This window comes from Xanthomonas sp. CFBP 7698, assembly GCF_003600855.1.
Classification (GTDB): Bacteria; Pseudomonadota; Gammaproteobacteria; order Xanthomonadales; family Xanthomonadaceae; genus Xanthomonas; species Xanthomonas cannabis.
This window is the reverse complement of record NZ_PRDN01000005.1, coordinates 62598-75032: the sequence shown is the minus strand read 5'-3', so window position 1 is coordinate 75032 and position 12435 is coordinate 62598. Positions and strand designations below refer to the sequence as shown.

At 67.8% G+C, this 12435-nt stretch carries 10 protein-coding genes; 3 read left to right on the top strand and 7 right to left on the bottom strand.

What is annotated here, in order from left to right:
- Window positions 1–13: 13 nt before the first annotated feature.
- Entirely contained in the window at window positions 14–1324 is a 1311-nt protein-coding gene (locus XnspCFBP7698_RS17410; RefSeq protein ID WP_199680218.1) for a LysR family transcriptional regulator, read from the bottom strand.
- 101 nt (window positions 1325–1425) lie between these two features.
- Here XnspCFBP7698_RS17410 and XnspCFBP7698_RS17405 point away from each other — a divergent pair, with 101 nt between their 5' ends.
- The 3 genes from XnspCFBP7698_RS17405 to XnspCFBP7698_RS17395 all read left to right on the top strand — a co-directional run bounded on the left by XnspCFBP7698_RS17405 (window position 1426) and on the right by XnspCFBP7698_RS17395 (window position 4243).
- Window positions 1426–2097: a 4-carboxy-4-hydroxy-2-oxoadipate aldolase/oxaloacetate decarboxylase gene (locus XnspCFBP7698_RS17405; RefSeq protein WP_047697905.1), complete on the top strand. Its 672-nt coding sequence runs from the start codon at window positions 1426–1428 to the stop codon at window positions 2095–2097.
- Entirely contained in the window at window positions 2090–3145 is a 1056-nt protein-coding gene (locus tag XnspCFBP7698_RS17400) for a 4-oxalomesaconate tautomerase (protein ID WP_047697904.1), read from the top strand. The genes XnspCFBP7698_RS17405 and XnspCFBP7698_RS17400 overlap by 8 nt, the downstream gene beginning before the upstream one ends.
- A gap of 75 nt (window positions 3146–3220) precedes the next feature.
- Entirely contained in the window at window positions 3221–4243 is a 1023-nt protein-coding gene (locus tag XnspCFBP7698_RS17395) for an amidohydrolase family protein (protein ID WP_104581482.1), read from the top strand.
- A gap of 325 nt (window positions 4244–4568) precedes the next feature.
- On the opposite strand, the gene rpmG is transcribed toward XnspCFBP7698_RS17395, so the two are convergent.
- The 6 genes from rpmG to XnspCFBP7698_RS17365 form a co-directional block, all read right to left on the bottom strand.
- Window positions 4569–4736, bottom strand: coding sequence for a 50S ribosomal protein L33 (rpmG, locus tag XnspCFBP7698_RS17390; protein WP_002809462.1), 168 nt, complete (start codon window positions 4734–4736; stop codon window positions 4569–4571).
- Window positions 4737–4749: 13 nt separating this feature from the next.
- A complete protein-coding gene (rpmB, locus tag XnspCFBP7698_RS17385; RefSeq protein ID WP_002809459.1) occupies window positions 4750–4986 on the bottom strand; it encodes a 50S ribosomal protein L28 in 237 nt (78 codons plus the stop codon).
- A gap of 478 nt (window positions 4987–5464) precedes the next feature.
- Window positions 5465–8680, bottom strand: a complete 3216-nt coding sequence (locus tag XnspCFBP7698_RS17380; RefSeq protein WP_104581512.1) for a CusA/CzcA family heavy metal efflux RND transporter — start codon at window positions 8678–8680, stop codon at window positions 5465–5467.
- A gap of 176 nt (window positions 8681–8856) precedes the next feature.
- Window positions 8857–10128, bottom strand: coding sequence for an efflux RND transporter periplasmic adaptor subunit (locus XnspCFBP7698_RS17375; protein WP_104581513.1), 1272 nt, complete (start codon window positions 10126–10128; stop codon window positions 8857–8859).
- A 191-nt stretch (window positions 10129–10319) separates the two neighbouring features.
- Entirely contained in the window at window positions 10320–11591 is a 1272-nt protein-coding gene (locus XnspCFBP7698_RS17370; RefSeq protein WP_104581483.1) for a TolC family protein, read from the bottom strand.
- Window positions 11592–11646: 55 nt separating this feature from the next.
- Window positions 11647–12030 carry a hypothetical protein gene (locus XnspCFBP7698_RS17365; RefSeq protein WP_039404961.1) on the bottom strand — a complete coding sequence of 128 codons (384 nt, stop codon included), beginning with the start codon at window positions 12028–12030 and terminating at the stop codon, window positions 11647–11649.
- Between the last annotated feature and the right edge of the window lie 405 nt (window positions 12031–12435).

The following is a 12435-nucleotide window of genomic DNA, read 5'->3' as shown; positions in this document are numbered from 1 at the left end:
CAGCGCTCCGTTCTCATGAGGAAGCCGATTCTGACCGGGCCGGACGTGAACGCAACGGCGTGCCGCCACCGGCCTGTCCGCAATGGCGAAAGGGCCCCGCTTCCGAGGCTGCCGGCCGCATGCGCTCGGCGCAGACCTGCCGCAGCGTTTGCACGAAGGCGGTCTGCGCGCGGGTGGGGTGCCAGTCGCTGCGCGTGGTGATGCCGATCTGCCGGCGCAGCTGCGGCCCGGCGCGGCCGATCTCGGCCAGCAGGCCGGCGCGGCGCTCGAACAGGAACTGGTCGCGCGACATCAGGGTCAGCCAGTCGTCTTCCAGCAACAGCCCGCGCACGGTCAGCTCCGCGCCGCACTCGATACGCAGCGCGGGCGGCTCCAGCTGGCGGTCGCGGAACATGCGCTCCCAACGCTGGCGCACCGGCGTGCCGGCGGCGGCGATCACCCAGGGGTAGTCGAGCAGCTGCGCAAACGCATACGACTGCCCGGCCAGCGGGTGCCCGCTGCGCGCCACGATCACCGGCTCGTCGTCGAACAGCGGCTCCTGCAGCACGTCACGGACCGGTAGCCGCTCGCGCAGCGCACCGATCAGCAGATCCAGCCCGCCGTCGCGCAGATGTGCCAGCAATTCTGCATATGGCCCTTCGACCACGCTGATGCGCGCGGCCGGGTGCGCGCGCGCAAACCGCGCCAGCGCCTGCGGCAACAGGATCGCCCGTGCCAGCGGCATCACCCCCACCACCACCCGGCCGGCATGCTGCGAGCGCAGCGCCGCCACCTCGTCGAGCGCGGCGCGTACCTCGGCCAGCGCCAGGCGCACCTGCCGCAGCAGCCGCTCGGCCACCGGCGTGGGCTGCATCGCCTTGCCGCGGCGCATGGTCAGCGGCACCTCGATCACATCGGCCAGCGACTGCACCGCCCGATACACCGCCGGTTGCGACACCCCCACCTGCACGGCCGCCAGCGAGTAGCTGCCCGCCACATCCACGGCGACCAACGCCTGCAACTGCCCCAGCGACACGCGCCGCTCCAGCCCCGGGCGGGCGGGCAAGCGCAGCGCACGCCGCGCCACCCGGATGCCGCGGCCAAGATGCGCCAGCGCACGCTCGACCCGCGGCACCACCAGCTGGGTGGCCTCGGTGGCCACCATCCCGCCAGGCTGGCGGTCGAACAACCGCACCCCCAGTTGCTGCTCCAGCCGTGCCACCGCCTGGGTCAGGGCGGGCTGCGACAGGTTCACCTGCGGGGCGGCCGCGCTGATGCTGCCCAGCCGATGCACCACGACCAGGGCGTGGAGATGGCGGAGGTTCGGCTCGGGCATCGGCGGCATGCTCTAACTATAAGCAAAACCAATACGCATACCTCAAATGAATCTTGAGCTGTCTCGCTCTCGCCGCTCAGACTCGACACAGCACTAACGAGGATGGATGGATGAGCCAGGTCGTCACCCAGATCGCGCGCACCCCGATCGCCGTCGTGGACGGGCTGGCGCAGGCCGGCGTGGCCACCGTGCATGAAGCGCAAGGCCGCACCGGCCTGCTGCATCACCGGCTGCGCCCGATCTACGGCGGCTGCCGCATCGCCGGTACCGCGGTCACCGTGTCGGTGCCGCCCGGCGACAACTGGATGATGCATGTGGCCATCGAACAGCTGCAGCCAGGCGATGTGCTGGTGGTGGCGCCCACCAGCGACTGCTGCGACGGCTACTTCGGCGATCTGCTGGCGACCTCGGCCCAGGCGCGTGGCTGCCGCGGACTGATCATCGATGCCGGCGTGCGTGACGTGCGCGACCTCACCGCCATGCAGTTCCCGGCCTGGAGCCGCGCCATCTGCGCGCAGGGCACCATCAAGGAGACGCTGGGATCGGTCAACGTGCCACTGGTGTGCGCCGGGGCCTTGGTGCAGCCGGGCGATGTGGTGGTGGCCGACGATGACGGCGTGTGCGTGGTGCCGCGCGAACGCGCCGCCGAGGTGCTGACCGAAGCGCAGGCCCGCGAAGCGCGCGAACTGCTCAAGCGCGAGCGCCTGGCGCGCGGCGAGCTGGGGCTGGACATCTACGCCATGCGCGAACGCCTCGCAGCCAAGGGGCTGCGCTATGTCTGAGCAGGTGCGCGCGATGTGGATGCGCGGCGGCACCTCCAAGGGTGGCTTCTTTCTGGCCGATGACCTGCCTGCCGACAGCGCCGCGCGCGATGCCTTCCTGCTGCGCGCCTACGGCTCGCCGGACCTGCGCCAGATCGATGGCATGGGCGGCGCCGACCCGCTGACGTCCAAGGTCGCCGTGGTGTCGCGTTCGGCCCGCGCCGATGCCGACGTGGATTATCTGTTCCTGCAGGTGGCCGTGGACCAGGCGCAGGTCAGCGACGCACAGAACTGCGGCAACATGCTGGCCGGTGTCGCGCCATTCGCGCTGGAACGCGGCCTGCTGCCGGCGCGCGATGGCGAAACCGAGGTGCGCATCTTCATGCGCAACACCGGCACCCTGGCCACGGCCACCGTGCAGACGCCCGGCGGCCGGGTCAGCTATGCCGGCGAAGCGCGCATCGATGGCGTTCCCGGCACCGCCGCGCCGATTGCGCTGGCGTTTGCCGACATCGCCGGCTCCTCCTGCGGCGCCCTGCTGCCCAGCGGGCGAGCGCTGGACACGATCGACGGCGTGGAGGTCACCCTGATCGACAATGGCATGCCCTGCGTGGTGTTGCGCGCCAGCGATGTGGGAATCAGCGGCTACGAAGACCGCGCCACCCTGGATGCAGACGCGTCGCTCAAGGCGCGGTTGGAATCCATTCGCCTGCAGGCTGGCCCGTTGATGCGGCTGGGCGATGTCAGCGCTGCAACGGTGCCGAAGATGATGCTGGTGGCCGCGCCGCGCGACGGCGGCGCGATCTGCGTGCGCTCGTTCATTCCGCACCGCTGCCACGCCTCCATCGGCGTGCTCGGCGCGGTCAGCGTCGCCACCGCCTGCCTGCTGCCGGACGCGCCTGCGCATGCGCTGGCGCAGCTGCCTGGCGGCGACAGCCAGCAGGTGGGGGTGGAGCATCCCAGTGGCATGAGCAACTGCCTCATCGAGTGCGACGCACAGGGCGCGGTGGTGCGCGCGGCGGTGATCAGGACTGCGCGCAAACTGTTCGATGGTGAATTGTTTGCGTGAACGTCACCGACCTGCCCTGCGCGCAGCAGTTGACTGCGTGCCACTACCTCTCTCCGCATCGCGACGAGCATTGCCATGATCATCGACTGCCACGGCCACTACACCACCGCGCCCGCGGCGCACGATGCGTTTCGCAAGGCGCAGATTGCGCACTACACCGACGCCAGCGCGCCCGCGCCGGTGTACCCGGCCATCTCCGATGACGCGCTGCGCGAGAGCGTCGAGCAACATCAGTTGCGCCTGCTCCGCGAACGCGGCGCAGACATGACGATCTTTTCGCCACGTGCCAGCACCATGGCGCATCATATCGGCGACGAGGCGGTGAGCCAGGTGTGGACACGCCACTGCAACGACCTCATCGCCCGCGTGGTGCAGCTGTATCCCCACACCTTCATCGGCGTGTGCCAGTTGCCGCAGTCGCCGGGGGTGTCGATCGCCCACTCGATCGCCGAGCTGGAACGCTGTGTCACCGAGCTCGGGTTTGTCGGCTGCAACCTCAATCCCGATCCTTCCGGCGGCCACTGGACCGGGCTGCCCCTGACCGACCGCGCCTGGTACCCATTCTTCGAAAAAATGGTCGAGCTCGACGTGCCGGCAATGGTGCACGTGTCGGGCAGCTGCAACGCCAATTTCCACGCCACCGGCGCGCACTATCTCAACGCCGACACCACCGCCTTCATGCAGTTTCTGGAAGGCGACCTGTTCACCGACTTCCCGGATTTGCGCTTCATCATCCCGCATGGCGGTGGCGCGGTGCCGTATCACTGGGGACGCTTCCGCGGACTGGCCGACATGCTCGGCAAGCCACCGCTGTCCACGCATGTGATGCGCAATGTGTTCTTCGACACGTGTGTTTATCACCAGCCCGGCATCGACCTGCTGTTCGAGGTCATCGACATCGACAACATCCTGTTCGGCTCGGAAATGGTCGGCGCGGTGCGCGGCATCGACCCGCAGACCGGCCACTATTTCGACGACACCAAACGCTACATCGATGCATTGGCGATTTCCGCAGCCGACAAGCGCAAGGTGTTCGAAGGCAATGCGCGGCGGGTGTACCCACGGCTGGATGCGCAATTGCGGACGCGTGGGCTTTGACTGCGGCGTTGCACGGCGCGCGTGCCGTATTGCTCCCTTCTCACATCGGGACATCGTCCTCCTTTATGGGGGAGAAGGTGGCCCGAAGGGCCGGATGAGGGTACGTGCGAAGCCTCTGGTACTCCAACCACTGCGAGTGGCTTCGCCCCGTACCCTCACTACCCCTCTCCCATAGGAGAGGGGATATAGTCCGCCGAGGCGGAGTGGCCCAGGAAGTGTGCGGATTTAAACCATTGTTGCCGTCATCCCCCGCAGCACTCCCCAAAACGCAAACACCCGCCTTTCGGCGGGTGTTTGCTTGGATGCAGATCGCGTAATCGGTGGATTACTTGATCTTGCCTTCCTTGTACATGACGTGCTTACGCACGACCGGGTCGTACTTCATCATTTCCATCTTCCCCGGAGTGTTCTTCTTGTTCTTGTCCGTGGTGTAGAAGTGGCCGGTAGCGGCCGAGGAAATCATACGGATCTTGTCACGCTTGCCTTTTGCCATGACTGCTTACTCCTCAGACCTTTTCGCCGCGCGCACGCAGCTCTTTCAGAACGGCATCAATCCCGTTCTTGTCGATGGTGCGCAATGCATGCGCGGAGACACGGAGCTTCACCCAGCGGTTTTCGCTGGCAACCCAGAAGCGACGCTCGTGCAGGTTGGGCAGGAAGCGACGACGGGTTCTGTTGTTTGCGTGGGAGACGTTGTTACCCGTCTGCACACGCTTGCCGGACACTTGGCATACGCGGGACATTACGCACCTCGATAAAGTTTGGTGTCTTCCTTAGCCAGGAAAACGGCGGCCCCGACAGCAGCTTGGCTGCCACGCAACGTTGGGAATCAATCACTTAACGCTGGGAAGAGGCCGGCACCACATCGCGCTGGGTGCCGCCGTCCGGAACGATCCGGGCACAGCGAGCCGCGCATTATGCACGGCAATCCCTTGTGCTGCAAGCACTTAGGCCAGACGCCGGTGGCGTGCGGCGGCACCTTGCGCACGCTGCCTGCGATGCGGCCTGCCTGCCGCATCGCTTGCCGTCGCCGCCGCCAGCCCTCTCCTGCAGACGCAGCGAGCGATGTACCGGCCGCTTGCGCGCGCCCGGGCCGCAGCAGAAAACGCCGCAGCACTCCCGGGACAGGCCCCGAACCAGCATTGGCACGCGCCCGGCCGCGTCATCGCCGCCCGGTCACACCCTGCGCCGCCGAGGTGCCCCGGCGCGAGCGGGGCACGCTCACGTTCCGCCCCGTTGCGGCACTGCGGCATCCGCTGGTGCTACACGCCCGGCCTTGTCCCGATGCAGCCAGCGATACAACACCGGCAACACCAGCAACGTCAGCAGGGTGGACGAGACGATGCCGCCAATCACCACCGTGGCCAGCGGGCGCTGCACTTCGGCGCCGGCGCCCACGTTGAAGGCCATCGGCACGAAGCCCAGCGCAGCCACCAGGGCGGTCATCAACACCGGGCGCAAACGCGACAGCGCGCCTTCGCGCAGCGCCTGCTCCAGCGACATGCCTTCGGCACGCAGGCTGCGCACGAAGGCGATCATCACCAGGCCATTGAGCACCGCCACGCCCGACAACGCGATAAAGCCCACACCGGCGGAAATCGACAACGCCAGCCCGCGTAGCGCCAATGCCACCACGCCGCCGGTCAGCGCCAGCGGCACGCCACTGAACACCACCAGCGCATCGCGCAGCGAACCGAACGACCAGTACAGCAGCGCGAAGATCAGCAGCAAGGTGCCCGGCACCACCCAGGCCAGGCGCTGGCTGGCGGAGATCAATTGCTCGAAGGTGCCGCCGTAGCCGATCCAGTAGCCGGTGGGCAGCTTGACCTGCGCCCGCACGCGCTGCTGCACCTCGGCGACAAAGCTGCCCAGATCGCGATCGCGCACGTTGGCGGTGATCACGATGCGGCGTTTGCCGTCTTCACGATTGATCTGGTTGGGGCCGAGCACGGTCTCGATCCTGGCCACCTCACGCAGCGGCACGGTGGTCGGTTCGCCACTGCGCCAGCCGGCGGCGCGGCTGGATTCGTCGGCATCGGCGCGCTCGCCATCGCCGCGCAACGGGATCGGCAGGTCCGCCAACGCGGTGGGGTCCTGCCGCAGGCCTTCGGGCACGCGCACCACGATGTCGAAGCGGCGGTCGCCCTCGAACAACTGCCCGGCCGCCTGCCCGCCCACGGCGGCCGCAACGGTGTCCTGCACGACGCCGGGATTGAGCCCGTAGCCGGCCAGGGCGGCGCGGTCGGGCACCACCGCCAGCATCGGCAGCCCGGTGGCCTGTTCCAGGCTCACATCGGCCGCGCCCGGCACTGCGCTGGCCACTTCCTGCACGCGTTGCCCGAGCCTGACCAATGTCTCCAGATCGTCGCCATAGACCTTGATTGCCACATCCGCACGCACGCCGGAAATCAGCTCGTTCATGCGCATCTGGATCGGCTGGGTGAACTCGTAGTTGTTGCCGGGCAATTGCTTGACCGCTTGCTCGATCTCGGCCAGCAACTGCGCCTTGGGCTTGCGCGGATCCGGCCATCGATCGCGCGGATGCATGATCAGGAACGTATCGGCGACCGACGGCGGCATCGGGTCGGTGGCCACTTCGGCGGTACCGAGCTTGCCGAACACGTGCGCCACTTCCGGGAACTGCTTGATGCGTTTTTCCAGGGTGGATTGCATGGTGATGGCCTGTTCCAGGCTGGTGCCGGGAATCCGCAGGGCATGCAGCGCGACATCGCCTTCATCCAGGTTCGGGATGAACTCGCTGCCCAGGCGCGTGGCGAGCACCGCGCACGCCGCTACCGTTGCCAGCGCCGCGATGCCCACCCAGCGCCCGTGCCGCAGCGCGCGATCCAGCAATGGCGCATACACGCCGCGCGCCCAGCGCATTGCGCGGTTTTCATGCTCGGCCACCTTGCCGCCCAGCAGCAACGCAATCGCTGCCGGCACGAAGGTCAGCGACAACAGCATCGCCCCGGTCAGTGCCAGCGCCACGGTGATCGCCATCGGGTGGAACATCTTGCCTTCGATGCCGGTGAGCGCGAACACCGGCAGATACACCGCGGTAATGATGCCCAGGCCGAACAGGCTGGGGCGGATCACCTCGGCGGTGGCTTCGGCGGTGAGTTCGAAACGCTCGTCGCGCTCGAGCACACGCCCCAGTCGCAATTGCGCGTCGCCGAAACGGCGCAGGCAGTTCTCCACGATGATCACCGCGCCATCGACGATCAAGCCGAAATCCAGCGCGCCCAGGCTCATCAGGTTGCCGGACACGCCACCGCGCACCATGCCGGTGAGGGTGAACAACATCGCCAACGGAATCACTGCGGCCGTGATCAGGGCTGCGCGGACATTGCCCAGCAACAGGAACAACACCACGATCACCAGCAACGCGCCTTCGATCAGGTTCTTGGCGACGGTGACGATGGTTCGGTCCACCAGTGCGGTGCGGTCGTACACCGGCACTGCCTGCACACCGGCCGGCAAGCTGGCGTTGGCCACGTCCAGGCGCTGTGCGGCGGCTTGCGCCACGGTGCGGCTGTTGGCGCCCACCAGCATGAACACCGTGCCCAGCACTACTTCATTGCCGTCCTGGGTGGCGGCGCCGGTGCGCAGTTCGCGTCCTTCGCCCACCTGCGCCACATCGCGCACGCGGATCGGCACGCCTTCGCGTCGGTCCAGCACGATCGCGCCGATCTGCGCGATGTCGTCCACCTGCCCCGGCACGCGCACCAGAAACTGCTGGCCATTCCGCTCGATATAGCCGGCACCGATGTTGCGGTTGTTGGACTCGACTGCCTGGGCAACGTCGTCCAGAGTGAATCCCAGCGCGACCAGGCGCGCCGGATCGGGGGTGATATGGATCTGCCGCGCATAGCCGCCGATGGTGTTGACCTCGGTCACGCCCGGCACATTGCGCAGCTGCGGGCGCACCACCCAATCCTGCAAGGTGCGCAGATCGGTCGCGGTCCACGCACTGCCATCGGGCTTGCGCGCATCCGGCTTGGCTTCGACCGTATACATGAAGATCTCGCCCAGCCCGGTGGCGATCGGCCCCAGTTGCGGCTCCAGGTCGGCCGGCAGTTGCGACTTGACCTGCTGCAAGCGCTCGGCCACCTGCTGCCGTGCGAAATACAAGTCGGTGCCATCGGCAAACACTGCCGTCACCTGCGACAAGCCATAGCGCGACAACGATCGGGTGGACTCCAGCCCCGGCAGTCCTGCCAGCACCGTCTCCAACGGAAACGTCACCCGCTGCTCGGATTCCAGCGGCGAATAGCCCGGCGCTGAGGTGTTGACCTGCACCTGCACGTTGGTGATATCCGGTGTCGCATCGATCGGCAAGCGCGAAAAACTCCACGCGCCGATCGCAATCAACACGCCCGTCAAGGCCAGCATCAACCAGCGCTGTGCGATGGCGAACCGGATGATGTTAGTGAGCATGACGCGCACCTCCGCGCGCACTAGGCGCAACTGCGTGCCCAGCCACACCGATCAGTGCGTGCGTGCCTGCGCCGCAACCGCGTCGATGACCGAAAAGACGTATCGCTGAAGTGCGGAAGAGCTGTTCGCACGCACCTGCGTGCGGCCGAGGAAGCAGCAAGCTGGAGACGCGGCGTTCAATGATCATGCGAGGCCCCCGACTTTTCGATGTCGGCCTTCACCAGGTAGCTCTGCTCCACCACCACCGTGTCGCCCGGCGCCACGCCGGACACCACTTCCACCTGCTGCGCATCGCGCGCGCCCAGCTTCACCGGCCGCGCTTCGTACACATCGCCCACCCGCACGAACACCACATCCCAATCGCGGAACCGCTGCAACGCACCGGTCGGCACCACCATCGCCGCCGGTTGCTGCGCCACCGTGACCCGTGCCTTGACCGCCGAGCCCGGCCGCCACAAGCCATCGCTGTTGCGCAGCACCGCGCGCGCCACCGTGCTCTGGCTGGCCGTGGCGGTGCCCGGCAACACGCGCTCCAGCGTGGTCTGCGCCACCACGCCATCGCTGATGCGCGTGACCGTCACCGGTGCGCCGGCGGTGATGTGACCGGCGTCGGCGCCGAAGATGTGCAGATCCACCCACAAGGTGGACAGGTCGGCGATTTCGAACAGCGTCTGGCCTTCGCCCGCGTTGCTGCCCAGGCTGGCATTGCGGGCGAGCACGGTGCCACCGATCGGTGCGCTCACCGAATAAGTGGTCAGGCTCAGATTGCTCTCCACCGTGGCCAGCACCTGGCCTGCGCGGACCTGGTCGCCGACATTGGCGCGCAGGCTGCGCACCGGGCCGGGGAAACGCGCGGTGGCCTGCGCCTGCGCGCCTTCGGCGGGCGTGAGCAGGCCCTGCACCTCGTGTTGATCGGCGATGCTGCCAGCACCCACCGGCGCAATGCGAATGCCGGCATCCTGGGCGATTTTCGCAGCGATGGTGGTACGGCCTTCATAGCTGGCATAGCGCCAGCGATGCGTCTTGCCCTGCACGGTGGCGCGCACGTCCACATCGAACGAATGCGGTTCGCCCACGGTGTTGTCGGCCAGCAGGCTGCCGTCGTCGCGTGGCCGCAACCGATGCACTTCATCGACGCCGCCAAGCCGCTTCAAATGCACTTCCACGTTGCCCGCAGTGGCCGGCAACGGTTTGCCATCGCGGTACAGCCAGGCCTGGTAGGTGGGCGGTGTACCGTCTTCGGCGATCGCCAACTCCACGCTGTCGCCGTCCTGGCTGAGCAGGCGCCCGCCGTGTGCGCCTTTTTGTGCGTCTTCGCCATGTGCGTCAGCATCGGTATCAGCTTCGGCAGCATGCCCTGCGTGGTCGTCGTGAGACTCTTCGCTACTGCGGCCGCAGCCGCTCAGCAGCAGCGCCAACAGGAGCGGCGCCATCAAAAAACGTGTCATCGAAATGGGTCCTGGTTGGCGCCGATGCAGTGCGTCGGGCGAACGAATGGAGATGGCTTGCACTGCATGCGCGCCGGGCATGGGCAGTGCTTCGCGGCCGCTGGATGATGCAGTTGCGACTGCAGTTGCAGTTGCAGCAGATGCAACCGTGCGTACGCAGTCCGAGCGAAAAAATGAGAAGGCGTCAGCGCTCATGGCCCCACCTGCGCGGCGCTGTCGAGCACGAACGGCTGCCCGGTCAGGCGCTGGATCTCGATCAACGCGGTCTGCGCGTCCAGTGCGGCGGCCAGTTGCTGCTGACGTGCATCGCTGCGTTGCGCCTGCAGCTGCGCCCAATCCAGATAACTGGTGGCGCCGGCACGGTACGCGCGCTCGGCCGCAGCATCGGCGCGCGCAAGTGCGGGCAGCACATCGCTACGCATGCGCGCCACTTCCAGCTGCGCGGCGCGGTAGCGGCCATGCGCGTCGGCCAGCGTGGCGTACAGCCCCAGTGCCTGCGATTGGCGTTCGATGTTCAGCAACGACAGCTCCGCTTCGGCGGCGCGGATGTCCGGTTGCGCGCGCGCGGCGCTGCCCAGCGCCAGCGAGACGCTGCCCAGCAGCGCGGTGGCGTCGTTGGCTTCGAGCCGGCGCACGCCCACCTGCCAGTCCAGGTCCGGGCGCGCCTGGCTGCGTGCCAGCCGCACCCGCGCCTCGCGCACGCGCTGCTCGCCGTTCAAGCGCGCCAGTTCGGGGGTGGCATCGAGCAGCTGCACCAGCACCTCGAACTCGGGAATCGCCGGCAGCTGCAATGGGTCGCCAGTGACATCGCCGAAGTCCGGCGCACGCTGCCCCCACAGCACCGCCAGCTGGCGGCGTGCGGCCGCCTCTTCCAGTTGCGCGCGGTCGCGATCGAGCTCCGCACGTGCCTGCAAGGCCTGCGCGGTCAACACCACCGACTCCGGCGAGGCGCCGGCCTGCAGCCGCTGACGCGCGGCGGCCACGGTGCGCTGGCGTTGCGCCAGGGTCTCCAGCGCGACGGTGCGGCGCTGGCGGGCGGCGGTGATGGCCAGGTAACGCCGCGCCACCTCGGCCAGCACGTCCAGCCGCGCGATTGCCCGTTGCGGTGCCAGCGCATCGATACGGGCCTGGGCCAGCGTGCGCCGCGCATCCAGTTTGCCGCCGCGTTCCAGCACGCCGGCCAGGGTGACGGTGAGTTCGGCCTGGTCCAGCGCGCGGGTCGGGCCGCTGCCGAACACATTTTCCAGTTCGGCACCGATGCGCAACGGCGGACGCAGCGCGTCGCGTTCGGCTTCGGCGGTGAGGACGGCACGCTGGCCATCGGCCAGGCGCAGGTCGGGGTGCTGCAGGGCGACGCGCGCGATGGCATCGTCCAGGGTCAGCACGGGTTTGGGCGATACGTCCTGCGCCATGGCGCACGGCACGACCGCGAAGACGGCAATCGCCGTCAGTCGCAACCACATGAGGGTGTCTCCGGAATCGGGATCGATGGACAGGCCGGCAGCTGCCGGCGAGGCATCAGGCCGCGATCGGGGGACGCAATCCGGTCTCGCTCAGGTGCGAGCGGTAGTGCGCAAACACGGCCACGGGCCGGGCGTGCGCGTGCGTGGACAACGGCAGCCAGGCCAGCGCCGGCAAGACGGCCGGATTCTGGCCGTGGCAGTAGCCGCTATGCATCAGGGCGTGCATCAGGCCGGCCCCATCGCGCTCGCCGGCATCGCCTTCGTCGGCGCCATCATGGCCATGCGGCGCGGTGTCTTCCAGATGCATCTGGTCGTGCGCCAACGCATGCACATCGCCCAACGCGCAGGCCACCGGCGCCACCAGCACGCCCAGCGCCAGCACTGCCAACGCCATCAGGCGCAGCAAGGGGTGCAACAGGCGGGCGCGACGCAGCAGCATGGCTGCAGCGTATAGAGCCCAGGGTGGTTACACAATTGCATGCGGGTGTGGCGTGGTTGGGGGGGGCTTGGATGCTCTTTCTGCTCGGATGCTCTTAAAGCGTGGTCTGTCGAGTGCGCGGTGCCCTCACCGCTCGCGGGACACGCCGTAAACCCGTCCATGGGGGCTCGGTGGCGGCATCCATGCCGCCAACGGTCCCGCAATCGGTAAGGACACCGCACCAGACAGTTGGCTGGTGGTTTCGTTGAAGAGCGAGGAGCACGTCGCGGCTTGCCGGTTGCTCGTTGAAAACCATGCATACCGACCATCTCGACTGGTCCTTGCCCGCCTACCGTCGCGGGACCCTTGGCGGCATGGATGCCGCCACGGAGCTTACAAGGACGTACTTGCAGCGTGTCCTGCGAT

What these genes read in the sequence shown, in the direction of transcription:
- XnspCFBP7698_RS17410 (WP_199680218.1), bottom strand. Translation starts at nt 1,324, where the DNA reads ATGCCGCCGATGCCCGAGCCGAACCTCCGCCATCTCCACGCCCTGGTC.
- XnspCFBP7698_RS17405 (WP_047697905.1), top strand. Translation starts at nt 1,426, where the DNA reads ATGAGCCAGGTCGTCACCCAGATCGCGCGCACCCCGATCGCCGTCGTG.
- XnspCFBP7698_RS17400 (WP_047697904.1), top strand. Translation starts at nt 2,090, where the DNA reads ATGTCTGAGCAGGTGCGCGCGATGTGGATGCGCGGCGGCACCTCCAAG.
- XnspCFBP7698_RS17395 (WP_104581482.1), top strand. Translation starts at nt 3,221, where the DNA reads ATGATCATCGACTGCCACGGCCACTACACCACCGCGCCCGCGGCGCAC.
- rpmG (WP_002809462.1), bottom strand. Translation starts at nt 4,736, where the DNA reads ATGGCAAAAGGCAAGCGTGACAAGATCCGTATGATTTCCTCGGCCGCT.
- rpmB (WP_002809459.1), bottom strand. Translation starts at nt 4,986, where the DNA reads ATGTCCCGCGTATGCCAAGTGTCCGGCAAGCGTGTGCAGACGGGTAAC.
- XnspCFBP7698_RS17380 (WP_104581512.1), bottom strand. Translation starts at nt 8,680, where the DNA reads ATGCTCACTAACATCATCCGGTTCGCCATCGCACAGCGCTGGTTGATG.
- XnspCFBP7698_RS17375 (WP_104581513.1), bottom strand. Translation starts at nt 10,128, where the DNA reads ATGACACGTTTTTTGATGGCGCCGCTCCTGTTGGCGCTGCTGCTGAGC.
- XnspCFBP7698_RS17370 (WP_104581483.1), bottom strand. Translation starts at nt 11,591, where the DNA reads ATGTGGTTGCGACTGACGGCGATTGCCGTCTTCGCGGTCGTGCCGTGC.
- XnspCFBP7698_RS17365 (WP_039404961.1), bottom strand. Translation starts at nt 12,030, where the DNA reads ATGCTGCTGCGTCGCGCCCGCCTGTTGCACCCCTTGCTGCGCCTGATG.